We start from the raw sequence: 23,168 nt of genomic DNA on the forward strand, positions 1-23,168 counted from the left end.
TGTTGTGAATCAGTTGACACGAATGCGTTGTGCCGTCGGCGACCTCGCCGGCCATTCCCTTGATGAGAGGCTTTCTAATGCGGCAGAGACTTGCCATCCGTTTCCTTTCGGGCGTAGCCTTGGCGGCAATCCTTTCGATGTCCGCCCTGACTGGCGCGCGCGCAGAGGATAAGCCGGCAGCGCCGGAGGCCAGTGCTCCGGTCACTTCTTTCGATCCGGATAGCGTCGATACTTTCGCAGGCGCTTTCCTGGCCGCCCGTACTGCCGATGTCGATCACGACTACGACACTGCCGTCGCGCTCTACAAAAAGGCGCTGATGATCGACCCGAGCAATCCGGAGATACGCCAGCGGCTGATGATCTCGCTGCTGCTGAACGGCAATCTGGAAGAAGGCGTCAAATACGCCAACGAGCTGAAGAGCGATCCTTCCGTCGAGCGCGTCACCACGATCGTGCGTGGCATGGATGCCATCCGCCGCCACGAATACCGCACGGCACAGGAAATCCTCAAATATAACGGTCCGAACGATCTGGACCGTATGATGACCAACCTGCTCGCCGCCTGGGCACGCGCCGGTTCCGGCCGCGGCAAGGAAGCGATCTCGATGATCGACAAGATGAAGGGACCGGACTGGTTCAACATCTTCAAGAACTATCATGCCGGCGCCATCGCCCTGACGATGGGTGACCTGAAGTCGGCGCGTTCGCATCTCAACGATGCCATCCTCGACAAGACGGGCGGCGCGACGGCTCCGGATACGTTCATGCGCGCCGTCATGGCACTCGCACGCCTCGAAGCCAAGGCCGGCGACAAGCAGAAGGCTCTCGATGCGATTTCCGTCGGCGACAATCTCGTCAGCAATTATGCGCCGCTGAATGCGCTGCGCGACAGCATCAGCAAGGGCGATACGCCGGACCAGCAGGTGGCCAATGCCAGCGAAGGTGCCGCCGCCGTGCTCTTCACCATCGGCGCCGCACTGAACCGTGACGGCGCCGAGGATGTCGTCTCGCTTTACCTGCAGATCGCCAACTCCCTCGACCCGAAAGCAGCCGATACGCTCGTTCTTCTCGGCGGGCTGGCTGAGAAGCAGGAACAGACCGACCGCGCCATTTCCTTCTACAAGAAAGTGCCTGATAACTCGCCGATGGCCCGCATTTCCGAGCTGCAGCTCGGTCTTGCGCTCGCGCAGTCCGGTAAGGTCGACGACGCGCGCAAGCATCTGAAGGCGCTGATCGATTCCGATCCCAACGATGTCCGCAGCTATCTCGCCTATGGCAGCGTCCTTTCGGATGCCAAGGACTTCCAGGCCATGGCCGACAATTACGACAAGGCCGTGCAGATCATTGGTCCCGTGCCGAAGCGCAGCGACTGGGCGGTATTCTTCCAGCGCGGCATTGCCTATGAGCGGCTGAAGAAATGGCCGGATGCCGAGCCGAACTTCAAGAAGGCCCTCGAACTGAACCCGGATCAACCGCAAGTACTGAACTATCTCGGCTATTCCTGGGTCGATATGAACATGAACCTCGACCAGGGCCTGGACATGATCAAGAAGGCCGTCGATCTGAGACCGGATGACGGCTACATCGTCGATTCCCTCGGCTGGGCCTATTTCCGCCTCAACCGTTTCGACGATGCAGTCAACGAGCTGGAGCGGGCAGCGCAGCTCAAGGCTGGCGATCCGACGATCAACGACCATCTGGGTGACGCCTACTGGCGCGTCAACCGCAAGCTCGAAGCCGTCTATCAGTGGAATCGTGCGCTCGCCTCCAAACCGGAAGAGGCCGATATTCCGAAGATCAAGGAGAAGGTCGAGAAGGGCTTGCCGCCGCTCGACAACGATCCGAAGACCGTCGACAAAAGCAAGCAGCCCGACCCAGCACCGGCACCCTCGCCCGATACGAACGCTCCGGCGCCGGTCGACAAGAAGTCCTAAGTTTCCATGGGCACGATCTTGGCAGCGGGCGCTTTCGACCTCACGGAAGAAGCGCCCGCAAAGATCAATCTCGCATTGCATGTCACGGGTCGCCGCTCCGATGGCTATCACCTGCTCGACATGCTTGTCAGTTTCGCCCGCCACGGCGATCGGCTCGGCTTTCGTGCCGGCGAGCAAGATGAGTTCAGCCTTTCCGGGCGCTTCGGACCACTGCTGTCCGCCGATGCCGAGGCTGGCGACAATCTCGTGCTCAAGGCGCGCGATCTCTTGCGGCAGGCAGCCAGCTCGGCCGGCTTCGATGCACCCGCTGCCCATATCCATCTGGAAAAGAACCTGCCGATCGCATCGGGAATCGGTGGCGGCTCGGCGGACGCGGCTGCGACATTGCGTGGGCTGATGCGGCTATGGCACCTTAAGCTGCCGGAGGACATGCTCAAGACGATCGCCTTGAAACTCGGCGCCGATGTGCCGATGTGCCTTGCGAGCCAGCCGCTGGTGGCGCGCGGGATCGGAGAAGCGATAGACTTGCTGCCGTCCTTTCCTTCCTTTCCGATGGTTCTCGGCAACCCGCTTGTCGGCGTCTCCACGGCGGATGTGTTTCGCCGTCTCTCCCGCAAGGACAATCCACCATTGCTGTTTCCATCGCAGATGCCGCAGGGATACGGCGAATGGATCGACACGATCAGGAACCTGCGCAACGATCTCGAACCGCCGGCGCGCTCGATCTGCGGGGAGATTGCGATACTTTCCAGCCTGATCGAAAGTAAGTCTCCGATCATGACGCGCATGTCCGGTTCCGGCGCAACATGCTTCGGCATCTTCGCGGATATCGAACAGGCAACGGAAGCGGCCGCTTCGCTTCACAGACAGAAGCCGGACTGGTATTTCCAGGTGACGGAGACGATCGCGGGAGAGGCATGATGGCAGGCTCAGTCAACGAAAGATCCTTCATTCCCGTCGGCATCGCGGTGCTGACCGTTTCCGATACCCGCACGCTCGCCGACGACAAATCGGGCGATACGCTGGTTGCCCGCATTGCGGATGCCGGACATAGGCTTGCCGCCCGCGCCATCGTTCCCGACGACAAGGAGCGCATCCGCGCGCAGGTGGAAGCCTGGACGAAGGACGATACAGTCGATGTGGTAATTACCACCGGCGGCACCGGCTTTACCGGCCGCGATGTGACGCCCGAGGCGCTCGAACCTCTGTTCGAAAAGCGGATGGACGGCTTTTCCGAGGTCTTCCATCGTATCTCCTATGACAAAATCGGCACGGCGACCATTCAGTCGCGGGCGACCGGCGGTGTGGCCAACGCCACCTTCATCTTCGTGCTGCCGGGTTCGCCTGGCGCCTGCAAGGATGCCTGGGACGGCATCTTGAAGGCGCAGCTCGACTACCGCCACATGCCCTGCAATTTCGTTGAAATCATGCCGCGCCTCGACGAGCATCTGAAGCGCGGCGCAAGCTCCAAGTAGGTCCTAAGCGCCTGTAGGGCGTTATGCGACTGCTACGCCTTCTGCCCCGGCAAAACAGGAATTGATTCCCATTTGTCGCCACTGAGAATGATGCAGCTGCGGCCGGAAGCGTCGCTCATCAACAGTGTCCAATTGCCGCTCTCGGCCGCATAGATCTCCATGACCGTATTGGAATCGAGCTTGCCGACAGCGGAAAGCTTTTCCGAAAGATGATCGCCGAGAAAGGCGACGATATCGACGCGCTGGGCGCAGGCGAGCGTTACCTGGGAGGCGGCGACGCCAGGATAGAGGATCGATGTTGCCACGAGGGCCGTTGCCGTGAGGCGGGTGAGCATCGTGCGTTTCATGACGCACCTCCTTTCGCCGGTATCCCGGCGGACAAGGAGTGCTCCGCTAACCTGTTCCGCCGCGTATCGGCATCTTCATGGTCGGCCCGACGCGACACGCGAGAGGTGCCGCCATGAGAGAATTATCGCAGCTATTTGCGGCTTTTCAAATGGAATCTCGGTTCAGGTGGATAACGGAGCCTATCGTGCCGCCCGCGCCACCCAGGATGGGATGAGCTCGCTTGAAAGCCGTCGGCCCTTCTGTCCCTTGGCGAATTCGGCCAGCCGCATACCCGATCGGGCAACAGCTATGGCCTGGTGCTTGGAAAGCAGCAAACCCAGCTCCAGCGGCTCCGTGCGACGGCCGATTCGCTTCAGAAACGGGCGGCGATAGCCGCGCGATGCGGTAAAGCGCGCAGGCACCTTGTTCAGCGAGACATATTCGGCAATCTCATCGATCCAGCCCGCTTGCGGCCGCGCACCGGGCTCGACCAGCAACAGCCATTCGCCCCTCGCAGACCGCAATATGTCCTTGATATCCCATTGCGAATAAAAGCGGCAGCCAGCAGCATCCGCCACCTTCGATGTGCCATCCCTGGACCCGTGATCAAGCACGACCACGTCGCTGACCAGCCCTTCGACCGCGCCTGCCACCAATGCCGCCAATGTCTGCGCCAGCTCGGGTTCGTGATCCTGGCATTCGATGATGACCGTCAACATTGCCCATTTATAGAGCGGCGCACAATTTATTGCCAGCACCTAACCTCAAGTCCGAGCGTTTAAGACAAACATCATACGCTGACGAAATTTCTCCCAGCCGGCATCGCCAGATGCCTCTCCCGAATGCGGTGGAAAGTGACCATCCCGGATTTTTGTTCTTGCAATGTTCTCGTTTGTCGGATAGGAATTTAATCATCTTAGACGCGGCATGCGATGGCATGAGCCGCCCTGGAGCTACCGATGAACGAGCAGTCCCTTGCAGGGCAGGCCGCTTTCGCGCCTGCCAATACGGCAGACGTTGCCAACGCTTTGATCGCCGATTCTGGTCTCAGGGTCGACGTCGAGCGCCGGCGCGGACGCGGCGCGGGGTTGAACCCGAGCGGCCGGTTCGAGCCACAACAGCGCGAGACCTTCGACGATGGTTGGCAAAGTTGGGAAGAGCTGCCGCCCTTCAAGACCGAGGTGCAGGTGGAAAAGCCACGCACCGCCATCACCCGCAACGAATCGCCCGACATTCCCTTCGATCGATCGATCAACCCTTATCGCGGCTGCGAGCATGGTTGCATCTACTGCTTCGCGCGGCCGACACACGCCTATATGGGCCTGTCGGCGGGACTGGATTTCGAATCGAAGCTGTTTGCCAAGCCGGATGCTGCCAAGCTTTTGGAACGCGAATTGGCAAAGCCCGGCTACAAGCCGCGCGTCATCGCCATCGGTACCAATACCGACCCCTATCAGCCGATCGAGAAGGAATGGCGGATCATGCGCCAGATCCTCGAAGTGCTGAACCGGGCAAACCATCCGGTTGCCATCGTCACCAAATCGGCGCTGGTCATGCGCGATATCGATATTCTGAAAGAGATGGCCGCCAAGAACCTTGTGCGGGTGGGCCTGTCGGTGACGACACTCGACCGGAAGCTGGCGCGTGCGATGGAGCCGCGTGCCGCAACGCCGCCGCGGCGGCTGGAGGCGATCCAGGCCTTGAGCGAAGCCGGCATCCGCACCTCGATCATGGTGGCACCGATCATCCCTGCGCTTAACGATCACGAGATCGAACGTATCCTCGATGCCGGCAAGGCCGCCGGCGCGCAGGAGGCAAGCTATGTGATCCTACGGCTGCCGCTGGAGGTGAGCCCGCTCTTTCGCGACTGGCTGCTGCAGCATTATCCGGACCGCTATCGCCACGTCATGTCGCTGATCCGCTCGATGCGCGGTGGCAAGGATTACGATGCGGAATTCGGCAAGCGCATGAAGGGCGCCGGCCCTTATGCCTGGCAGATCAGCCGCCGCTTCGAAATGGCGACGCGCCGGCTCGAGCTTACGCGCCGCAATATCGCCTTGCGCGACGACCTGTTCGTGCCGCCCGACGGCAGCGGCGTGCAACTGTCGTTGCTCTGATTTTTCTATTCTACCTTCCTTGCGTGGGTTCCCTGTACCCGCTGGAAAAGCCCCCCGGTTCGCCGCCATGATCCACCGGGGGCTTGCAGGAGATCGGGTGGTGTGCGAGCTTCGCCGCATGTCACGCCGTGCACCACCCGATTCTCCAATGCTGTTCGAGGACGTTCCGCTTGTCCCCACTTTCGAGCTGGAATTGATCGCACGGCGCGCCGGGCATTGGCCTGTTGCCGGAGCTGACGAGGTCGGCCGAGGACCACTTGCGGGGCCTGTCGTTGCTGCCGCCGTCATTCTCGATCCGGAGCGCATCCCGAATGGACTGAATGATTCCAAGCAGTTGAGTGCGGCTAGGCGAGAAGAACTGTTCGTCGAGATCCTGGCGACAGCAACGGTCTCCATCGCTTCCTCGAGTGCAACCCGTATCGACACGACCGATATCCGCAAGGCGAGCCTGGATGCCATGCGCCGCGCCATATGCGGGCTGGCAATGCCGGCGAGCTATGTACTGACCGACGGGCTCGATGTGCCAACCGGTCTTGCCTGCCCCGGCAAGGCCGTGGTCAAGGGCGATGCGCGCTCGTTCTCCATCGCCGCCGCATCGATCGTGGCCAAAGTGACCCGCGACCGGATGATGACACGCGCCGGCGTCGTCTTCCCCGCCTATGGCTTTGCGGCCCATGCGGGCTATGGCACCGCGCAGCATCGTGCCGGCATTGAGGAGCACGGTCCCTGCTCTCTGCATCGCATGAGCTTTCGCCCCTTGCGCAAAGAGGCCGTCTGAGCGCTCAGCTCGTCAACCCTGCGACGATCTCCGCCGACCATTTTCCGATATAGGCGATGTCTTCCCCGTAGATACGGTCATGGCCTTCCTGCAGATTTCGGCGATATCTCTCGATGCCGCGGGCCGCTTCTCGCTCCATGAAGGCCAACAGAGCCTCAAGCCGACCGACGATGACGTCAGGCAATGAAAGACGCTCGGCAGCGGACAAGCCATAGACATCGACGAAGATGCGGGCACGGTTGATCTGGCCAGCAAGTCTGTCCAATCCATCCACAGCGACACCGGAGGATAAAGGCGCCCAGCGATAGACAGCGTAGGCCAGATCCCATATTCGCGGACCAGGATGCGCCGCCTCGAAATCGATGATGCCGGTTACTTCGCCATCATTCAGAACGACATTGTAGGGGGCAAAATCCCCATGGCAGATGACCTCGCAGGGCGAACGAGCCGGCAGTTGCCATGCATAATCGGCCTCAAGGTTCCGCGCGAACAAGGCACAGCAATCATGATAGCGCCGCAGCAGCGATGCTGCCGATCGCAGCGCCGTCTCGCTGCGCATGTGAGCACTGCCATCGAGGTCGCCGGTATCTCCGGGCAAATAGGACACCTTTTCCCAGACCTCGTCATATCCGACCGCCAGAGGGGCTGCCGCAAAGCCATGCCGATGAAGGGCAGCCAGCAAGGCATGCACGCCCGCTGTCCATGGCTGCGACGGCCTCACGATAAGATCGCCTTGACGAAACGGCTCATCGCCTGTTGGTGCCTGCATCTGCCTCCCCCCCAATCTCGTGATTTTGCTGTCGGTCGTGGCGATGATCAACCTGCCTGGGCAGAAAACAGAAAAGCCCCACCGAAGCGGGGCTCTTTCGAATTTCGATGTTCCGCGGGCTTAGTTCAACCGCGTCTTCACTTCCTTGACCGCATCGCTAAAGAGGCCGGACTGGACGCTGCCGTCGGCCTTCTTCGCCAGAACCGATTCCGCAGCGGCAATCGCCAAGTCGACGGCGGCGGAACGGACCGCCTTCATCGCATCGGCTTCCGCCTGCTTGATCTTCTGCTCGGACAAAGCCGTGCGGTTGGCGACGAACTCCTCGGTCTTCTTGCGAGCCTCGGTCGTCAGCATTTCGGCTTCGCGCTCGGCTGCAGCGACGATGTGCGCTGCTTCAGCCTCGGCTTCCTTGCGCTTGCGCTGATACTCGGCCAGCAAGTGCTGGGCCTCTTCGCGCAGGCGCTTGGCTTCTGCCAGCTCGTTGCGGATCTGATCGGCGCGGTCGTCAAGCGACTTTGCCATCATGCCCGGAACCTTCAGGTAAACGATCAGGCCGAGGAAGATGAGAAGGCTGACGAACGCGAAGAAGGTGTTGTCGAAAGCGAATTCCATGGATCACCCCTCCTGCTTGGCGGCAGCAGCCGCAACCGCAGAGGCGACATCGGCCTTACCGGCGACATTGCCAACCAACTGCTCGACGACGGCACCAGCCGTCTCCTCGGCAATCGCACCGACATCGCCGAAGGCTTTCGCCTTGATTTCAGCGATCCGGCCTTCTGCGGCCTTGAGCTTCTCAGCCAGGCTTGCCTCGATCGCCTTGCGATCTTCTTCGGCCTTGGCCTTGGCGGCATCGCGGGCAGTGGCGCCGATGGAATTCGCCTTGGCGCGCGCAGCGGCCAATTCGCTTTCATAGGTCGCGACGGCAGCGTCGGCTTCAGCCTTCAGACGCGAGGCTTCTTGGATATCCTGGGCGATCCGGTCGTGCCGGCTTTCCAGAATGCTGCCGACGCGCGGAATAACGATCTTCTGCATGGCCACGTAGAAGATAACGAAGGTGATCACCAGCCAAAGCAGCTGTGACGGATACGTCGTATGGTCAAACGGCGGGAATACGCCGCCGTGATGGCCTTCATTCGGCGCACCCGTTTCCGTGTGCACCGCTCCGGCGGCCGGCGGTGCTTCTTCAGCATATGCCGGGGTCACAAACATGCTCACCTCCAGGTGGTCTGCAAATACAAAGAATCACGGCTCGCTGCTCGCGAACCGTGATCTATGACGCCGCTGATATCAGACAGCGAAGAGCAGGAGGAGAGCGACGAGCAGCGAGAAGATGCCCAGAGCTTCCGTAACGGCGAAGCCGAATACCAGACGGCCGAACTGGCTGTCAGCAGCCGACGGGTTGCGCAGTGCGCCGGACAGGTAGCTGCCGAAGATATTGCCGAGGCCGAGAGCCGTGCCGGCCATACCAAAGCAAGCCAAACCTGCGCCGATGAACTTTGCTGCTTCCGCGTCCATGTTGAACTCCTTTGAAATGGTTGTGCGGTGAATGACTGACGCCGTTAGACGCCAATGTCTTTATCCTTAGTGGCCACCCGGGTGGATTGCGTCGTTGAGGTACATGCAAGTCAGCACCGCAAAGACGTAAGCCTGAAGGAAGGCGACAAGGAACTCGAGACCGGTGAGGGCGACGGTCATGATAAGAGGAAGAACAGCTCCGCCGATACCAAGCGCGCCGAGTGCTCCGAGCGAGGCGACGAAGCCCGCGAACACCTTGAGCGTGATATGACCGGCCAGCATGTTGGCGAAAAGACGAACGGAGAGCGAAACCGGGCGGGACAGGAAGGAGATGATTTCGATCGCCACCACCAGCGGCAGAAGAACCCCCGGAACACCCTGCGGCACGAAGATCTTGAAGAAGCCGAAGCCATGCTTGATCAAACCGTAGAAAATAACGGTGAAGATGACGAGCAGCGCGAGCGCAAGCGTCACGATGATCTGGCTGGTGACGGTGTAGAAGTAAGGAACGAGGCCTAGCAGGTTCGCCGTCAGGACGAACATGAAGAGAGAGAAGACCAGCGGGAAGAACTTCATTCCCTTCGTCCCCGCCCCCTCTTTCAGCATCGAGGCGATGAACTCATAGGCCATTTCCGCCACCGACTGCGAGCGCGTCGGGATGACGCCGCGCGGCGCGCTGGCAAAATAAAGGAAGCCCGCGGAAATCACTGCGGAGGCAACCATGAACAGCGAGGCGTTGGTGAACGAAAAATCAATTCCGCCGATATCGATCGGGATAATCTTGAAGATCAGGAACTGATGGGTAGGATCGTTTGCCACCGCTTGTTCTCTTTCATTTTTCCGCTCCACCGAGCGGATGCTTCTCATCTGGAAACAGCGCCGCAGCGTTGCTTCCGCTCATTTCTTATCAGGACCACGCTCTTGCGGCACCGGTGTCGCCACCTTGCCCGCAGAGCGCAGCACATTCAGCACGCCGGCACAAAATCCGAGAAGCAGCAGAATAATCATGCCCCACGGCGTCGTACCGAGAAAACGGTCCAGGACATAGCCCAGAACAGCGCCAACGATGATTGCGGCTATGAACTCACTGGAAAGCTTCATCGCCTGAGCGTAGCCTTTACGGCTCTCCTCGGCGCGAACCTCCCCGCGTTCACCCTCTCTCACCGCAGCGCGTTTGCTCGCCAATTCGGCTCCCAGCTGCGCTCGCCGCTGTTCCAGACCTTCGTCGCGGTCGTCCGTCATGGTGGCATCCTCCCATTTTCGTTGCGCGCAATCCCTGTACCCCGGTCAACGCGTAAACGAACAGCAGGTTTCGCCACCTTTCGGCCCGTTTTGAAGTCGCGCGCAACATAGTTTTAGGAAAAAGCATAGTCAAGGCGTAGACGTCATCTGTCCAGCCATAAATTAGCCCAATTAAATCATGATCTTAGGCCGAAAGAGCCATATTGATCGAAAACTGAGCCGAAGAATCCTCTTCAGCCCCTGCTTTCCTGTGGCTTTTTTGCCAGGGGCAGCGCGTCCGCGCGCCGCGTCAATCTGCCAGAACCGACTGCCTCAGCTCCAGCCGCCGCCATAGGTCCTGTAGAAGATGTGCATGCCTATGCGGCCGACCTTCACCATTTCAGCAGCCCATTTCGGCCGGACATAGACAGCATGATAATGGGTGGCGGAACCGACTTCCGGCAACCAGATCTTGCCGGCGGTCACGGCCATGGCGACCTGACGGGCGATACGCCAGTGTTCGGGGGAATTGACGCGCTCCTTGACGTTGTCGCAGGCAAAGGAGAACTGGCAAGCGTTGGTCCAATCCTCATTCTGATAGACGACGCCACAGATGGTCTTGGGATAGGCGGGATTGCGGACGCGATTGAGGATGACCTGGGCGACGGCTGCCTGCCCTTTCACGGACTCGCCGCGTGCCTCGAAATAGATGCCGGTCGCAAGGCATTGCTGCTCATCCGAGGAGAAGACCGAGGGTGGCAGGACATTGGCGGCCCATAGGTGATCCTTGGGGCCTATCTGCGGCACGAAGCGGCCCTCGCCGTCCTGATCCTTGGCGAGAATGGAATCGAAGGGCGAGACACGGGCATAGTCCGGCGCCGGCGAGGCATAGGCGGCCGCCAGAACATCAGCATTCTGATTGGTGACCAGATTGGCAATATAGGCCGGCACGCTATCATCCGGCTTCGGCGGCTGCTTCTTATAGAAAGCAGTAGCAATCTGGATTTCCTTGCCGCCGAGTTTCGGCTTCAGGAACGCGGTGCGCTCGCCGGTCGCCGATTCCGGCCGAAGAAGCAAGCTCTGGCGCTGCAGCACGGAGCCCGCGGAAAAATCCTTCGGCGGCTGCATCGGCGCGACAGCCACCACTCTGCCCTTCTTGTCCTGCCGATTGATACGGTCCTCATCGGGCCGGGGATCGCTGCCCTTCTGTTCGGACTGGAACGCGACCCGGCGCCCGTCCGGCAACACGAGACCGCCATCTCCAATGGCAGCAGAGGCCTTGACGTCACCGAAAGCCAGTTCCGCCTGATGGGTGGAGCCGGCTGGCGAATTGGTCATCACCATGCGCCAGTTCGCCCCTTCCCGGTCGATCCCGGCAAGCAGGCCGGCAAGATCGCCATAGGCTGCCGTCGATGGGAAAATAAGCCAGGCGCAAAGCCCGAAGACGGCTGGAGAGGTCCAGTTTTGTGGCAAGAACCGCAATTTGCGGCTGGCATAACGCGAGCGAGACAACACCGGACTCCAAACGGCACTCGAAACTAGGAGCCGGAATAATCTCCCATTAACCTTGATGGATGGTTAATTCGGGCAATTCTATGGTTAGGAATGAAAGATTCGGAGTGTGTGGCGAACTCATGTAAGGGCTGTGAGCAGCTCAGTGCTAGGCGGAGGCTCGATATGCTCCGCCACCATGTACCGGCGCGCTAGGAGCACTGATACATAAGTCCAACCAATCATCTGTAACGCATTGGATACCAAAGACGCCACAACGACAGGGATATTCAACTGACCATTCACGATCAGATCCGTCCCCCTGACGGAACTCGCAAGAATCCCCACAATCACGCCGGCAACGAGTGGAATGGCTAAGCCCAGGAATATCAGGGACGCCGTCGAGGGAAACCGCTTCAGACCTCGTCGCAGTGCATCTCCTATACTCGCATTGGTGCCATGGAGGCGCGCCGGTAACCACGTGCCAAACAGAGAAAAGACGATGGTAAGCGTTACCAAGAATGCCAGCGTTGCCCACAGCCCGACGTAAGCCTTTCCAAGGTCATTCAATTTCAGAAGAATGACAAGGATCGGCAGCATTATCATGAACCCTCCCAGCGTTAGCGCCACACTCCTGAACATATATCCAGCGAACGGAAGTTTTCTGCCCTTGGCCGCGGCGGTGAAATTCTGATCTCGTAGAACTGAGTTCTGAACATTCATCGACAATATGCTCATTAAAATAAAAGTGGCACCTGCCGAAGCGGACCCTCCAGAATACTCATCGAAAATCGAAGCGCCAACGGAGCACAGGATAAACGTCGCGTAAAATGCCATATTGCGACGTGCGATGGACAAGGTCTGTTTAAACATCCGCGATCGCCTCCTCCAAGACCATAGCAGTACTTACGTCTTTAGATTGAATAGGCCAACGCCTCACTTACGCAATGGAAAAGTCAAAAGGCCCGGGGATATCCACCAGGCCTTTTGAACGGACAGCAAGAATATCTGCGTCAGATGATGACGTGCGAGCCTAGTTCCACTACGCGGTTGGCCGGCAGACGGAAGTAGTCCGAGGGGTCAGTCGCGGCATTGGCGAGCGCGATATAGAGCCGGTCCTGCCAATGCGGCATCCCCGACTTCGCATCCGGCACCAGCTTGCGCCGGCCAAGATAGAAGGAGGTCGACATGATGTCGAACTTCAGGCCCGTCTTGCGCAGAGTCGCGAGCGCCTGCGAGACATTCTGCGATTCCATGAAGCCAAAGCGCAACTCGACACGCGAGAAGCGCTCGGAAACCTTCTCGACCGAATAGCGGTCCTCCTGGGCGACGCGCGGCTTGTTGATGGTGCGGATCGTCAAAATGACGTTCTTGTCGTGCAGGACGTGATTGTGCTTCAGATTATGCAACAGTGCGGCGGGCGCGGATTCCGGATCGCTGGTCAGGAAGATCGCCGTGCCGGGCACATGCGCGGGCGAATGATCGCTCTTGCGCTCGATGGAGCTGACGAAGGAGGACAACGGGATATCGGTGTGCCGCGTCTTTTCCATCAGGATCGACGTGCCGCGGCGCCAGGTCCACATGATGACGGTAAAGGCCGTCGCGATCATGACCGGAACATAGCCGCCGTCATGGATCTTCAAGAGGTTGGCGCCGAGGAAGACGAACTCCAGCAGCAAGAGCGGCGTAAGCACGGCAACCGCCATCGGCAGCGACCAGTTCCAGCGGACTCGCACGAATTCGAACGCCATGATCGAGGTGACGACCATCGCGCCGGTCACCGAGATACCATAGGCCGTCGCCAGCGCATCCGAGGTCTTGAAGGCCAGCACCAGGAAGATGACGCCGAAGAACAGGACGGTATTGACCGACGGCAGGAAGATCTGCCCGGTATTGGTCTCGGACGTGAAGAGGATTTCCATGCGCGGCAGGAAGCCGAGGTGAATCGCCTGACGCGTGAGCGAGAAAGCACCCGTGATCACGGCCTGGCTGGCGATGATCGTCGCCATCGTGGCAAGAATGACCACCGGCAGGATCGCCCAGTGCGGATACATCAGGAAGAACGGATCCGACATGGCCATTGGGTCGCGCAGGACTAGAGCGCCCTGACCGAAGTAGTTCAAAGTCAGCGACGGAAACACCAGCACGAACCAGGCCCATTGGATCGGACGGCGGCCGAAATGGCCAAGGTCGGCATAAAGGGCTTCCGCACCTGTCACCGTCAGAAACACGGCACCGAGAACGACGACGCCGAGAAAGCCCTCGCGCATCAGGAAGCTCACCGCATACCAGGGATTGAGCGCTGCCAGAATGCTGTAGTCATCGGAAATGTGCATGATGCCGGCAAGGCCCATGACGATGAACCACAGCGCCGTGATCGGGCCGAAGAAGCGAGCGACCGCACCGGTGCCATGCGACTGGATCGCAAAAAGCAGCGCCAGGATCGCCACCGATATGGGGACGATATAATCCGACAATTGCGGCGTGACGAGCTTCAGACCTTCGACGGCGGAAAGAACCGAAAGCGCCGGGGTAATCATCGCGTCGCCGAGAAAGAGTGCCGCGCCCAAAAGGCCCAGCAGCATCAAGATGGCGGTGTGGCCGTTCGCCGTCTTCATCAACAGCGCCAGCAGCGACAGAGTGCCGCCTTCGCCATCGTTGTCCGCACGGAGCAGAAAAAGGACATATTTGATCGTGACGATGATCGTCAGCGTCCAGAACATCAACGATACGACGCTGATGACTTCGCCGCGCGTCAGACCGTCAGCGGCCACCGGCTTCAATGCTTCGCGAAAGGCATAGAGCGGGCTCGTACCGATGTCGCCATAAACAACGCCGATCGAGCCGAGGGCGAGGTATGCGAGCTTACGAGAGTTCATTTTCCCGTCGGGAGAATGATCGGTTTGGTTAGACATTCAGGATCACTAGACTCTCAGAGCCAGCCTTTCCAGCGAAAAAAGAAAAACGGAACGATGGCGGAAACCACCATCAACAACAACGATGTCGGGTAACCGTAGGCAAAATGCAGTTCGGGCATATGCTCGAAATTCATGCCATAGACGGACGCCACGAGCGTCGGCGGCAGGAACACCACGGAAGCGATCGAAAAGATCTTGATGATGGCGTTCTGCTCGATATTGATCAGCCCGAGCGATGCATCCAGCAGGAAGGTAATGTTTCCCGCGACGAAAGACGCATGCTCCGACAGTGACTGTACATCCCGCGAGACATTGCGACACAGTTCCCTGGCCTCGTGGTCCTGCTGCATGGCGGGGATGGCATGAAGAAAGGTCAGCAGTCGGGACAGCGAACTCAGGCTGTCACGTACCTTGCTGAGCGTACGGTGATAGCCTGCGATGTCCTTGAGCTTTTCTTCCAGATAGTTGCCCGGGCGGCGGATCTTCTTTACGCGATCGCCAAATACGTGCACCGACAATATATCGACACCCGCAACGGTCTGTTCAAGGACCTCGGCGGTACGGTCGACGATGGTTTCGAGAAGCTTGGCAAGAAGCGCGACACCCGTGCGCCGCTCCTGCGGAATGCGCTGCAGCGCCGCAATGAAGAGCGCGAAGGACTTCGGCTGCGCATAGCGAATAGTAACCAGCCGGTGTCCTGTCAGGATGAAGGCAACATCGGTGAGCATCGGCAGATTGGTGTCGGCCTTCCACAACAGCGAGGCCGTGAGAAAGACGGAGCCGTTTTCGACATAGAGCCGGCTCGACGGCTCGATGTCCTTCATGTCCTCGCGGGTCGGCACCTCGAGCCCGAGCAGGCGCTCGATGCTGGCTTCTTCCTCGCGGGTGGGCTCGACCATGTCGATCCAGACGGCATTGTCTGGCAGCCGGGTGGCAGCTGAAAGATCGGGAAGCTCAAGCGGCTTCTGGTCTGAGCAATAGGCAGTTATCAACTGCTTGCTCCCGCAGCAGCGGCGACGAGGCAACAATCAAGGCGCTCAGCACGCACTTGCCGCGACCCCACCAATGGCCAATGAAAAAAGCTCATAAAACCCCGGTCGTATCCCGCCGGTCCGGCCGGGAATCCGTGTTCACGTTCCATTGCGCTGCTGTACCAATCCTTCGTCCGTCCCGGCAAAGACACCTGCTCGGACGAAATAAAACCACCACGCGGCGGAGAGCGGTCATCGGAAACGACCGGCCAGTTCCACGCAGGCGGCGCATATGCAGCAAAGCTCGCAAAGAATCAAGTCACAACCTCTTCATCGCGCGCTTTCACCGCAGTTTGGCTAAACTTGCGAAGTCATAGCACAGGATGCCGACAAGACAATCCGTCACTATACGGAAAGCTCAGATGTCTTTGTGAATTATTCAAATACGATCGACGGCGCCGTACGCTGCGGCGCGCCTGCCACTTGCTTCCAGACATTGGCGGCGATCTCACGATAAATATTCGCAACCACCCCGTTCGGCTCAGCGGCAACGAGTGGCGTGCCAGCATCCGAGGTTTCGCGGATGCCCATGGTCAGTGGCACTTCACCGAGGAAGGGCACGCCGATGCGTTCTGCTTCCTTGCGGGCGCCGCCATGGCCGAAAATATCATAGCGGGCGCCGGTATCCGGCGCGATGAAATAGCTCATGTTCTCAACGATACCGAGAACGGGAACCTCGACTTTGCGGAACATGTTCAGGCCCTTGCGCGCATCGATCAAAGCCAGATCCTGCGGCGTCGAAACGATGACGGCGCCGGCAAGCGGCACCTGCTGCGCCATGGTCAGCTGCACGTCGCCGGTGCCGGGCGGCATATCCACGACCAGCACGTCGAGCTCGCCCCATGCGACCTCGCGCAGCATCTGCAGCAGCGCCGATTGCACCATCGGCCCACGCCAGATCATCGCCGTTTCCTCTTCCACGAGGAAACCCATCGACATGACCTTGAGCCCGTAATTCTCCATGGGGTTGATGATGCGACCGTCGATCTGGGTCGGGCGTCCGGAAATCTTCAGGAGGCGCGGCATCGAAGGGCCATAGATGTCTGCATCCAGAATGCCGACGCGCAGGCCGTTGGCCAGGAGGCCCAGCGCGAGATTAACTGCGGTGGTCGATTTGCCGACACCACCCTTGCCCGAGGCGACCGCGATGATAGCCTTGACGCCCGGAACGCCGATCTTGGCGGCGCGGGGCGGCTGTTGCGGCGCGTGCGGATGAGGATGCGAATGGCCGTGCGGGGCAGCTTGTGCAGGCGCAGGCCGTGGCACCGGAGCGCCGGCCTTCTTGTCAGCCGTCAGCGCGACCAGGGCGCCCTTGACGCCGGGCATATCCTTGATGACCCGCTCGGCCGCAAGACGCATCGGCTCCAGATCCTTGGCCCGCTCGGCGGGAACGGTGATGGAGAAATAGACCTTGCCATCGGAGATGAAGACATCCGACACCATGCCGAGCTCGACGATGTTGTGCTCCAGGTCCGGGCCGCGAACCGTCTTTAACGTTTCCAGCACCTGTTCCTTGGTGATGTCTGCCATTTCATCCTCACTGCAGAAGCCTTTTCGGCAGCGCCGCATCGGGCGGGCGCTTTCCGAAATCATTATGGCTTAGATAGTAGAGAGGCGGGACTTCGCCAAACGAATTCGGGACGCCGTCGATAAAATGCGTCTTCGTTGCGGCCGGCAGGTCCGCCGGGTCCATGAAAAACCCTTACCAGCCGCAACGCGCTCCCAATTCGGGAAGACATAATCGCGGGCCGACATAGAGCACCCATCTGTAAGGAATAGGGCAAAGGCGCGAAAATCATCCCACGAATACGCCCGAACTTGCTAAGCGTGTTAAATAAGCAACAACCGCCGCCGATGCCTTCGCCGGGAGAAGCTGTGGCGACGGGCATCGGCGACGGTTGTTTGATCCGCGCACGTTTCATCGGCGCTGTTATCAAAGCCCCCTCTGGACCTCTGTCTTTTCAGAAGCAGGAAGTGTGCCAGTTTTCAGAAAATCCGGAAAACAACGAGATTTCAACCTGTTAATTGCCTCCACGCCCGAATCGGCAGGGTGGAGCATCGCCACAGGCTTCATCATATTTCATTCGTAACGCACAAAATTCATTCACATGCTGCTCGAATCTCGATCATCGCATCGAGACGGCGATGCCGTTATTTGATCAATCCGACGCGTAAAGCCTTGGCGACGGCCTGCGTACGGTTGACGGTGTCGAGCTTCTTGGTGGCGCGGTTGAGGTAATGATTGACCGTATGTTCCGACAGAGACAGGATTTCAGCGATTTCGGCGCTGGTCTTTCCGGCCGCCGTCCAATTCAGGCAATCGATCTCCCGGTCGGTCAGTGCATCGACGACGCGAACATCGAGATTGCGGATTTCGGCAAGCCGATCGAAAACGTGAACTGCAATATAGAAAAGGTCCTTGACCTCTTCCACGGAAAAGAGCTCGCGATCGCCGGCCAAACAAACAGCGCCGCGAAGACCGGAGGCATCGTGGGTCGGGAAATAGACGAAACGCGTCATGCGGAAACGTTCGAACAGAGCCACCACGAGCTGCGACTTGCTCTCTTCGCGGTTAGGGCTTGTCGTCACTTCATAAAGAAAGGGCAGCGTAGAACCGCGCAGACGTTGCAGCGCAGGGCTGGTCGACAACAGGTTTTCCTGATCGTAGATCGACAGCAGTTCCGCCGGCCAGTTGTTGATAACTGAATTGCTCTGCAGGTCCGAGGACGTGATAGGCGGCAGATTGAGCACCATGAAGGCTCGGCAACGATAGGCCTCCGTCAACCCCTTCATGAAACGGAACACATCGAACTGGGTCTTAAGCCTGCTGATTTCCTCGATAAAATCCTCGCCGCGAGGGGGCATGCCCGCCTGTATCAATGCCGTCATCATCAGTCTTCTTTATGTAAAAGAGGGAAAAAATACGAAACTTCCGTCTCTTGCCCCTCACGATTATCGTACGGCAGCCGATATCAGCCGCTCGGCAAAATATAAGTTTTCCAAAATCGTGACTGCATCAACGCCCGTTACTATTATGTCCGCTCAACACCTCGCCAAATCCTGTATGATTCCAATAATCATTTGGGGATAATGGCAGTTCTTCCGCATATCTCAACAGTAAAATTCAAGGTAAACGAGCAATTTCGCTAAGATCAGGCGCTGACAGGATTAAATCCGCAAGTTTCGGACAGCCACAGCGCGAGATTTATGGAGTCAGCGCTTAGGCCCCATGCGGTTGCGCATGTCCATCATGATCGAATCAGCAGCGGCAACTACCAAAGGGGCCCATGCTTGCAACTTTTCCAGCGTAACACGATAGGCTGGCCCGGTCACCGAGACGCCGGCCAGCATATGACCATCGTCGGAGTGGATCGGCGCGGCAACGCAGCAAATGCCGCTTTCATGCTCCTCGAGATCGAAGGCATAGCCACGCCCCCTGACTGCCGAAACGTCAGAGAGAAGTTTCGAAGCATTGCGAATCGTATGCTCGGTATAAGGGCGATATTCGAGGCTTGAGATTCTCGCTTCAAGCTCGGCATCGTCGAGCGCGGAAAGTGCCGCCTTGCCGACGCCGGTGCAATAGGCTGGCGAGGCGTTGCCGATCTGCGAATACATGCGTACGGATTGCCGACCCTCGACCTTGTCGAGGTAGATGACCTCCGTGCCGCGCAGGACGCCAAGATGGACGGTTTCACCGGTCACTTCCTGCAAACGATGCAGATGCGGCTCGGCGATGGCGCGAAACTCGTTGCGCGCCCAACTGCGCGAGGCAAGCTTCAACAGCCGCAATCCGATGTGATAGCGCCCGTCACGATCGACCTCCAAAAGCCCCTCCTCGACGAGGTGCGACAATTGGCGATGCAGCGTGCCGCGCGGCTGATCGGAAAGCGAGAGGATATCGGTGAAGCGCATCGGACCATCTGCGAGCGCAACGAGATCGAGCAGAAAGACAAGCTTCCCCAGCGTTCCGGTTTCCCGGTCGCCTCGGCTTTTATTTTCTTTGCCCTCTGAACCCAGATCCATGCTCATTCATTTATCTCTGGCGCAGCCGCACTATCCTTGACACGATGACAGGGTAGTCGGATAATTCCACATAGTCAAATTATGTTCCGAATAATGGAACTTTGTTATCCGGGAGGAGACATGTCGGTGGGTACCCAGGCGCAATTTCCCGATCTGAAAGATCGTACCGTCCTCGTCACCGGTGGCGGTTCCGGCATCGGCGCGAGCCTCGTGGAAGCCTTCGCGAAACAGGGTGCAAAGGTCGCCTTCATCGATATCGCCGAGGAACCCAGCAAGGCGCTGGCGGCTAAGCTTTCAAGCCAATCGACCCATCCCGTTACCTTCTACCATGCCGATCTGCGTGACGTCGGCGCGATCAAAAGCACGGTTGCAGCCGTCGAGTCCGATCTCGGCGCGATCCGCGTGCTCGTCAACAACGCGGCATGGGACGACCGGCACGACATCGACACCATGACCGAGGACTATTGGGACAACAGCCAGGCGATCAATTTGAAGCAGGTCTTCTTCGTCTCGCAAGCAGCCGCCCCCGGGATGCGCGCCGCCGGCGGCGGCGCGATTATCAATTTCTCCTCGATCGTCTTCAAGATGAACCCGCCGATGCTGTCCTCCTACGCGACCGCGAAGTCCGGTATTATCGGGCTCACCAAGAGCTTTGCCGGCCGCTTCGGCCCCGAAAATATCCGCGTCAACGCCGTGCTGCCCGGCATGATCGTCACTCAGCGGCAGCTCGACCTCTGGCTGACCGACGACGGCATGGCCAAGACGGTCGAGCGGCAATGCCTGAAGCGCGTGCTCAACGCCGACGATCTGGTCGGGCCGGTGCTTTTCCTGGCATCGGACTGCTCGGGCGCCATGACCGGACAGGCCATCACCGTCGATGGCGGCATTTTCTAACATCAGATTTCTGACGCAAGACTTGGAGCATTTCTCATGACGAAGCCCGCATATGTCGCGGTGGACTGGGGCACCAGCAGTTTCCGGCTGTGGCTGATCTGCGAAGACGGCAGCATTCTCGCAGAGCGCCGCAGCGGCGAAGGCATGACCACGGCGGCCCAAACCGGCTTTGCCAAGGTCCTGCAGGCTCATCTGGACGCCATCTCAGCCCCTGACGATATCCCCGTCATCGTCTGCGGCATGGCCGGAGCGCGCCAGGGCTGGATGGAAGCCGGATATATCGACACGCCGACATCGCTCGCCGCCATCCTGACCGGTGCTGTTTCCGTGCCCGGCCAATCCCGCGATATCCGCATCCTACCGGGCCTGGCGCAGCGCAGCCAGCAGGTGCCTGACGTCATGCGCGGCGAGGAAACGCAACTGCTCGGCGCGATTGCCGCCGACGCCAAGGGCGAACAGCTGGTCTGCATGCCGGGAACGCATTCGAAATGGGTGCGCGTGCTGGACGGCCAGGTGACGGGCTTCTCCACCTTCATGACCGGCGAGCTCTTCGACATCATTACCAAGCACAGCATCTTGTCGCATGCCGTTGCCGGCGCGTCGGATCAGCCTGCCGATACCAAAGCATTCGAGGCAGCCCTTAAGGCAGTCCTGGACAGGCCCGCGCTTGCCACCAACCTGCTGTTTACGGCCCGCTCCGGCCAGCTCCTGAACGGGCTGACTTCCGCCGGCGCGCAGGCGCTGATCTCGGGCACATTGATCGGTGCTGAGATCGCTGGCGCGCTCACGTCGGCTGGTGAGAATGCGGCCATCACGCTCGTTGCCTCCGGCCGCCTCCAGGCTCTTTATGAAGATGCCTTCCGCAGCCTCTCTCTCAATTACAAGACCATCGACGCCGATGCCGCCGTCCGTCGCGGACTGTCCGCCGCGGCCGTAGCAATCTGGTTCAAGAAAGAAAGCAAAAGCTGATGACGACCCGCATCCCCTTCCCGCCCATGAAGCGCCTGCTCATTGCCATTCTTCGCGGCATCAAGCCGGAGGAAACGGCCGATATCGTCGGCGCGCTGATCGAGACAGGCTTTACGGCCATCGAAATTCCGCTGAACTCGCCGGAACCGTTTCGCTCTATCGAAATCGCCGCCAAGATGGCGCCGGCCGACTGCCTGATCGGCGCCGGCACGGTGCTGACGGTGGAAGACGTCGACAGACTTGATGGTGCCGGCGGCAAGCTGCTGGTGACGCCGAATGTCGAGCCTGCGGTGATCAGCCGCGCCCGTGACAAGGGTATGGTGACGATGCCGGGCGTCTTCACTGCAACAGAAGCGCTTTCGGCCGCCCGCGCCGGCGCCACGGGCCTGAAATTCTTCCCCGCTGGCGTGCTCGGCGCCTCCGGCATTACCGCCATCCGCGCGGTCCTGCCGCCGGAACTCGTTATTGCAGCAGTCGGTGGCGTTTCGGACAAGAATTTCGCCGATTACACCAAGGCAGGCATCCTGGCTTTCGGCCTCGGTACCAGCCTTTACAAGCCGGGAATGACCGCAGCAGAGGTTGCCGAACGCGCCAAAGCCACCATTTATGCCTATGATGCAGCCATAGGAGCCTGATCTATGACCGATATTCATGATTTTCAGGGCAATATTCTCTGCAACACCTCTTCCGTCCTGGGAGAAGGCCCGACTTACGACCCCGATACGGACACCGTCTGGTGGTTCAACATCCTCGGCAAGGAACTGCATGAACTGCACCTGCCGACGGGTGAGAAAAAGGTTCACGAGCTGCCGATGATGGCGAGCGTGCTGGCCCGCGTCGATGCGGAACGGCAGATGATCGCCACGGAACAGGGCCTCTTCCTTCGCGACATCGCGACTGGCGAGCTGAGCTTCTATACCGCCATCGAGGCCGACAAGCCCGAAAATCGCTCCAATGACGGGCGCACGCATATTTCCGGCTCCCTCTGGATCGGCACCATGGGCAAGCGCGCCGAGATGCAGGCGGGCGCGATCTACCATGTCGCCGGCGGCAAGGTCACCAAGATCTTCGATCAGATCAGCATCCCGAATTCCATCTGCTTCTCGCCTGATGGCACCATCGGCTATTTCACCGATACGCGCGTCAGCCAGCTCATGCGCGTGCTCGTCGATCCCGAGACCGGGCTTCCGACGGGTGAGCCGATCGTTATGGTCGACAGCATGGAAGATCCGGGCGGTCTCGACGGCTCGGTCTGCGATGCGGACGGCTATATCTGGAATGCGCGCTGGGGCTCCGGCTTTGTCGACAAATACAGCCCGGACGGCCTGCGCATCGAGCGCTATCGCGTGCCTGCCATGCAGCCCTCCTGCCCGGCCTTCATCGGCAAGAATGCGGACCGGCTTGCCGTGACGACCGCCTGGGAAGGGCTGGATGAGGAAGCCCGCTCCATGCAGCCGCAGGCCGGCGCGCTTCTGGAGCTCGGCCCGACCGTCAGAGGCATTTTCGACCCTCCATACAAGCTTTGATTGAGATCCGCCTTCAGCTGATCGGCGCTGAGGGCGGCATTGTTTTCGACCGGCGATGCAGAACCGGAAGGCGGTCCTGACGTGCGCAAGATTGAAATCTGCGTTGAACCGTTCTGTTATCCCATCAATCTTTCTGGTTGTCCTACGACGTGATAATTTACTGATTTTGCAGCATATTCC

General features: G+C 59.5%; 25 protein-coding genes. 10 read left to right on the forward strand and 15 right to left on the reverse strand.

Going from position 1 to position 23,168, the window contains the following annotated elements:
* The first annotated feature begins 77 nt into the window (after positions 1 to 77).
* From AC13Q5_RS05655 to moaB, 3 genes are read left to right on the forward strand one after another with little or no spacing between them, the layout of a single operon-like run.
* Positions 78 to 1,934, forward strand: coding sequence for a tetratricopeptide repeat protein (locus tag AC13Q5_RS05655; protein WP_488501062.1), 1,857 nt, complete (start codon positions 78 to 80; stop codon positions 1,932 to 1,934).
* A gap of 6 nt (positions 1,935 to 1,940) precedes the next feature.
* The gene (locus tag AC13Q5_RS05660) at positions 1,941 to 2,855 is read left to right on the forward strand and encodes a 4-(cytidine 5'-diphospho)-2-C-methyl-D-erythritol kinase (protein WP_075855606.1); all 915 of its coding nucleotides are present in this window, start codon (positions 1,941 to 1,943) and stop codon (positions 2,853 to 2,855) included.
* Positions 2,855 to 3,409: a molybdenum cofactor biosynthesis protein B gene (moaB, locus tag AC13Q5_RS05665; protein WP_075855607.1), complete on the forward strand. Its 555-nt coding sequence runs from the start codon at positions 2,855 to 2,857 to the stop codon at positions 3,407 to 3,409. The genes AC13Q5_RS05660 and moaB overlap by 1 nt, the downstream gene beginning before the upstream one ends.
* A gap of 32 nt (positions 3,410 to 3,441) precedes the next feature.
* Here the strand turns inward: moaB and AC13Q5_RS05670 are convergent, their stop codons facing one another.
* Both AC13Q5_RS05670 and AC13Q5_RS05675 read right to left on the reverse strand, forming a co-directional pair.
* Complete coding sequence (locus tag AC13Q5_RS05670; protein ID WP_075855608.1) at positions 3,442 to 3,756, reverse strand: hypothetical protein; 315 nt, start codon at positions 3,754 to 3,756, stop codon at positions 3,442 to 3,444.
* A gap of 180 nt (positions 3,757 to 3,936) precedes the next feature.
* A complete protein-coding gene (locus AC13Q5_RS05675) occupies positions 3,937 to 4,455 on the reverse strand; it encodes a glycosyltransferase family 2 protein (RefSeq protein WP_075855609.1) in 519 nt (172 codons plus the stop codon).
* A 240-nt stretch (positions 4,456 to 4,695) separates the two neighbouring features.
* Here AC13Q5_RS05675 and AC13Q5_RS05680 point away from each other — a divergent pair, with 240 nt between their 5' ends.
* Both AC13Q5_RS05680 and rnhB read left to right on the forward strand, forming a co-directional pair.
* Positions 4,696 to 5,853, forward strand: a complete 1,158-nt coding sequence (locus AC13Q5_RS05680) for a PA0069 family radical SAM protein (protein WP_075855610.1) — start codon at positions 4,696 to 4,698, stop codon at positions 5,851 to 5,853.
* A 118-nt stretch (positions 5,854 to 5,971) separates the two neighbouring features.
* A complete protein-coding gene (gene rnhB, locus AC13Q5_RS05685; RefSeq protein ID WP_488501172.1) occupies positions 5,972 to 6,631 on the forward strand; it encodes a ribonuclease HII in 660 nt (219 codons plus the stop codon).
* 4 nt (positions 6,632 to 6,635) lie between these two features.
* Here rnhB and AC13Q5_RS05690 read toward each other — a convergent pair whose 3' ends face one another.
* The 11 genes from AC13Q5_RS05690 to apbC all read right to left on the reverse strand — a co-directional run bounded on the left by AC13Q5_RS05690 (position 6,636) and on the right by apbC (position 17,106).
* Positions 6,636 to 7,400, reverse strand: a complete 765-nt coding sequence (locus AC13Q5_RS05690) for an aminoglycoside phosphotransferase family protein (protein WP_488501063.1) — start codon at positions 7,398 to 7,400, stop codon at positions 6,636 to 6,638.
* A gap of 120 nt (positions 7,401 to 7,520) precedes the next feature.
* A complete protein-coding gene (locus AC13Q5_RS05695) occupies positions 7,521 to 8,012 on the reverse strand; it encodes a F0F1 ATP synthase subunit B (RefSeq protein WP_075855613.1) in 492 nt (163 codons plus the stop codon).
* 3 nt (positions 8,013 to 8,015) lie between these two features.
* The gene (locus AC13Q5_RS05700) at positions 8,016 to 8,609 is read right to left on the reverse strand and encodes a F0F1 ATP synthase subunit B (RefSeq protein ID WP_075855614.1); all 594 of its coding nucleotides are present in this window, start codon (positions 8,607 to 8,609) and stop codon (positions 8,016 to 8,018) included.
* Between the two features lie 78 nt (positions 8,610 to 8,687).
* Entirely contained in the window at positions 8,688 to 8,915 is a 228-nt protein-coding gene (locus tag AC13Q5_RS05705) for a F0F1 ATP synthase subunit C (protein ID WP_015338972.1), read from the reverse strand.
* Between the two features lie 66 nt (positions 8,916 to 8,981).
* On the reverse strand, positions 8,982 to 9,734 hold the full coding sequence (locus AC13Q5_RS05710) for a F0F1 ATP synthase subunit A (protein WP_069612427.1): 753 nt from the start codon (positions 9,732 to 9,734) through the stop codon (positions 8,982 to 8,984).
* Between the two features lie 78 nt (positions 9,735 to 9,812).
* The gene (locus tag AC13Q5_RS05715; RefSeq protein ID WP_075855615.1) at positions 9,813 to 10,157 is read right to left on the reverse strand and encodes an AtpZ/AtpI family protein; all 345 of its coding nucleotides are present in this window, start codon (positions 10,155 to 10,157) and stop codon (positions 9,813 to 9,815) included.
* Between the two features lie 312 nt (positions 10,158 to 10,469).
* Positions 10,470 to 11,651: a cell wall hydrolase gene (locus AC13Q5_RS05720; protein WP_425298711.1), complete on the reverse strand. Its 1,182-nt coding sequence runs from the start codon at positions 11,649 to 11,651 to the stop codon at positions 10,470 to 10,472.
* A gap of 117 nt (positions 11,652 to 11,768) precedes the next feature.
* Positions 11,769 to 12,500 carry a hypothetical protein gene (locus AC13Q5_RS05725; protein WP_457877718.1) on the reverse strand — a complete coding sequence of 244 codons (732 nt, stop codon included), beginning with the start codon at positions 12,498 to 12,500 and terminating at the stop codon, positions 11,769 to 11,771.
* A 140-nt stretch (positions 12,501 to 12,640) separates the two neighbouring features.
* The gene (locus tag AC13Q5_RS05730) at positions 12,641 to 14,506 is read right to left on the reverse strand and encodes a potassium transporter Kup (RefSeq protein ID WP_425298712.1); all 1,866 of its coding nucleotides are present in this window, start codon (positions 14,504 to 14,506) and stop codon (positions 12,641 to 12,643) included.
* Positions 14,507 to 14,559: 53 nt separating this feature from the next.
* A complete protein-coding gene (locus AC13Q5_RS05735; protein WP_075855619.1) occupies positions 14,560 to 15,537 on the reverse strand; it encodes a magnesium transporter CorA family protein in 978 nt (325 codons plus the stop codon).
* 414 nt (positions 15,538 to 15,951) lie between these two features.
* On the reverse strand, positions 15,952 to 17,106 hold the full coding sequence (gene apbC, locus AC13Q5_RS05740; protein ID WP_488501064.1) for an iron-sulfur cluster carrier protein ApbC: 1,155 nt from the start codon (positions 17,104 to 17,106) through the stop codon (positions 15,952 to 15,954).
* A 345-nt stretch (positions 17,107 to 17,451) separates the two neighbouring features.
* Here apbC and AC13Q5_RS05745 point away from each other — a divergent pair, with 345 nt between their 5' ends.
* Positions 17,452 to 17,601, forward strand: a complete 150-nt coding sequence (locus AC13Q5_RS05745; RefSeq protein WP_488501065.1) for a hypothetical protein — start codon at positions 17,452 to 17,454, stop codon at positions 17,599 to 17,601.
* A 126-nt stretch (positions 17,602 to 17,727) separates the two neighbouring features.
* Here the strand turns inward: AC13Q5_RS05745 and AC13Q5_RS05750 are convergent, their stop codons facing one another.
* Together AC13Q5_RS05750 and AC13Q5_RS05755 are read right to left on the reverse strand one after the other, a co-directional pair.
* Entirely contained in the window at positions 17,728 to 18,468 is a 741-nt protein-coding gene (locus tag AC13Q5_RS05750; RefSeq protein ID WP_488501066.1) for a helix-turn-helix transcriptional regulator, read from the reverse strand.
* Between the two features lie 321 nt (positions 18,469 to 18,789).
* Complete coding sequence (locus tag AC13Q5_RS05755; RefSeq protein WP_488501173.1) at positions 18,790 to 19,599, reverse strand: IclR family transcriptional regulator; 810 nt, start codon at positions 19,597 to 19,599, stop codon at positions 18,790 to 18,792.
* Between the two features lie 120 nt (positions 19,600 to 19,719).
* Between AC13Q5_RS05755 and AC13Q5_RS05760 the strand changes: the two genes are divergently transcribed.
* Genes AC13Q5_RS05760 through AC13Q5_RS05775 form a run of 4 tightly spaced genes read left to right on the forward strand, consistent with a single transcriptional unit; the run spans position 19,720 to position 22,988 of the window.
* A complete protein-coding gene (locus AC13Q5_RS05760; RefSeq protein ID WP_075855622.1) occupies positions 19,720 to 20,493 on the forward strand; it encodes an SDR family NAD(P)-dependent oxidoreductase in 774 nt (257 codons plus the stop codon).
* Positions 20,494 to 20,529: 36 nt separating this feature from the next.
* On the forward strand, positions 20,530 to 21,462 hold the full coding sequence (locus AC13Q5_RS05765; protein ID WP_488501067.1) for a 2-dehydro-3-deoxygalactonokinase: 933 nt from the start codon (positions 20,530 to 20,532) through the stop codon (positions 21,460 to 21,462).
* Positions 21,462 to 22,097 carry a 2-dehydro-3-deoxy-6-phosphogalactonate aldolase gene (locus AC13Q5_RS05770; protein WP_488501068.1) on the forward strand — a complete coding sequence of 212 codons (636 nt, stop codon included), beginning with the start codon at positions 21,462 to 21,464 and terminating at the stop codon, positions 22,095 to 22,097. The genes AC13Q5_RS05765 and AC13Q5_RS05770 overlap by 1 nt, the downstream gene beginning before the upstream one ends.
* 3 nt (positions 22,098 to 22,100) lie before the next feature.
* Positions 22,101 to 22,988, forward strand: coding sequence for an SMP-30/gluconolactonase/LRE family protein (locus AC13Q5_RS05775; RefSeq protein ID WP_075855625.1), 888 nt, complete (start codon positions 22,101 to 22,103; stop codon positions 22,986 to 22,988).
* Positions 22,989 to 23,168: the final 180 nt, after the last annotated feature.

This window comes from Martinezella sp. CNPSo 3964 (genome assembly GCF_057784375.1).

Bases quoted from the DNA above. Each gene is read 5' to 3' on its own strand.
- AC13Q5_RS05725 (WP_457877718.1), bottom strand. From the start codon at position 12,500: ATGTTTAAACAGACCTTGTCCATCGCACGTCGCAATATGGCATTTTAC.
- AC13Q5_RS05670 (WP_075855608.1), bottom strand. From the start codon at position 3,756: ATGAAACGCACGATGCTCACCCGCCTCACGGCAACGGCCCTCGTGGCA.
- rnhB (WP_488501172.1), top strand. From the start codon at position 5,972: ATGTCACGCCGTGCACCACCCGATTCTCCAATGCTGTTCGAGGACGTT.
- AC13Q5_RS05660 (WP_075855606.1), top strand. From the start codon at position 1,941: ATGGGCACGATCTTGGCAGCGGGCGCTTTCGACCTCACGGAAGAAGCG.
- AC13Q5_RS05730 (WP_425298712.1), bottom strand. From the start codon at position 14,506: ATGAACTCTCGTAAGCTCGCATACCTCGCCCTCGGCTCGATCGGCGTT.
- AC13Q5_RS05755 (WP_488501173.1), bottom strand. From the start codon at position 19,599: ATGGATCTGGGTTCAGAGGGCAAAGAAAATAAAAGCCGAGGCGACCGG.
- AC13Q5_RS05715 (WP_075855615.1), bottom strand. From the start codon at position 10,157: ATGACGGACGACCGCGACGAAGGTCTGGAACAGCGGCGAGCGCAGCTG.
- AC13Q5_RS05765 (WP_488501067.1), top strand. From the start codon at position 20,530: ATGACGAAGCCCGCATATGTCGCGGTGGACTGGGGCACCAGCAGTTTC.
- AC13Q5_RS05750 (WP_488501066.1), bottom strand. From the start codon at position 18,468: ATGATGACGGCATTGATACAGGCGGGCATGCCCCCTCGCGGCGAGGAT.
- AC13Q5_RS05680 (WP_075855610.1), top strand. From the start codon at position 4,696: ATGAACGAGCAGTCCCTTGCAGGGCAGGCCGCTTTCGCGCCTGCCAAT.
- AC13Q5_RS05655 (WP_488501062.1), top strand. From the start codon at position 78: ATGCGGCAGAGACTTGCCATCCGTTTCCTTTCGGGCGTAGCCTTGGCG.
- AC13Q5_RS05760 (WP_075855622.1), top strand. From the start codon at position 19,720: ATGTCGGTGGGTACCCAGGCGCAATTTCCCGATCTGAAAGATCGTACC.
- AC13Q5_RS05705 (WP_015338972.1), bottom strand. From the start codon at position 8,915: ATGGACGCGGAAGCAGCAAAGTTCATCGGCGCAGGTTTGGCTTGCTTT.
- moaB (WP_075855607.1), top strand. From the start codon at position 2,855: ATGGCAGGCTCAGTCAACGAAAGATCCTTCATTCCCGTCGGCATCGCG.
- AC13Q5_RS05770 (WP_488501068.1), top strand. From the start codon at position 21,462: ATGACGACCCGCATCCCCTTCCCGCCCATGAAGCGCCTGCTCATTGCC.
- apbC (WP_488501064.1), bottom strand. From the start codon at position 17,106: ATGGCAGACATCACCAAGGAACAGGTGCTGGAAACGTTAAAGACGGTT.
- AC13Q5_RS05675 (WP_075855609.1), bottom strand. From the start codon at position 4,455: ATGTTGACGGTCATCATCGAATGCCAGGATCACGAACCCGAGCTGGCG.
- AC13Q5_RS05700 (WP_075855614.1), bottom strand. From the start codon at position 8,609: ATGTTTGTGACCCCGGCATATGCTGAAGAAGCACCGCCGGCCGCCGGA.
- AC13Q5_RS05775 (WP_075855625.1), top strand. From the start codon at position 22,101: ATGACCGATATTCATGATTTTCAGGGCAATATTCTCTGCAACACCTCT.
- AC13Q5_RS05690 (WP_488501063.1), bottom strand. From the start codon at position 7,400: ATGCAGGCACCAACAGGCGATGAGCCGTTTCGTCAAGGCGATCTTATC.
- AC13Q5_RS05695 (WP_075855613.1), bottom strand. From the start codon at position 8,012: ATGGAATTCGCTTTCGACAACACCTTCTTCGCGTTCGTCAGCCTTCTC.